This window comes from Candidatus Hydrothermales bacterium (assembly GCA_039630235.1).
Lineage (GTDB): Bacteria > Hydrothermota > Hydrothermia > Hydrothermales > JAJRUZ01 > JBCNVI01.
The window spans coordinates 1-623 of sequence record JBCNVI010000060.1; the positions used below are offsets into that span (position 1 = coordinate 1).

1 protein-coding gene is annotated in these 623 nt (G+C 34.3%); it reads right to left on the reverse strand.

Annotated features, from left to right (window positions below; translation table 11 throughout):
• Positions 1–623 (reverse strand): integrin alpha (locus ABDH49_09290; protein MEN3047131.1); only part of this gene is annotated, 623 nt, incomplete at both ends.

The following is a 623-nucleotide window of genomic DNA, read 5'->3' on the forward strand; positions in this document are numbered from 1 at the left end:
CTAGAGCCAAGATAAACATAAGCACGCCCTTCACTAGTTGCTTGGTTATCAAACCAGTGAGCCCCTATTATTACATCGGAGTATCCATCACCATTTACATCACCTGCTGTTGAAACTGAATAACCAAACAAAGCATCTTCTTGGTTAGTTGGGTCAGCTGTCCAGTTAGGAGCTTGGCTTAACCCTCCACTTGAACCATGATAAACATAAGCACGACCTTCATTAGTTGCTTGATTATCAAACAAGGGAGCCCCTATTATTACATCCATGTACCCATCACCATTTACATCACCTGCTGTTGAAACTGAAAAACCAAAACGAGCATCTGCTTGGTTAGTTGGGTCAGCTGTCCAGTTAGGAGTTTGGGATAAATCTTTTTCGTTTAGAACTTCGTATCTTATTTCCTTTTTATTAAAAGCACTTATTTTAATAAAGCCATTTTCAAAATTAAACTTTAGGAGTTTTTCATTATCAAAATTAAATATAATCTCTTTTTCTTTTACCTCTTTAGTTAGGTTTTCATATTCTATTTTTAAATCAGAAGGGGAGAAATTTATTCCTTTAGAGTATATGATTAAGCCTTCTTCACTATTTTCAATTTCTAAGTTTTTGTATTTTATTTT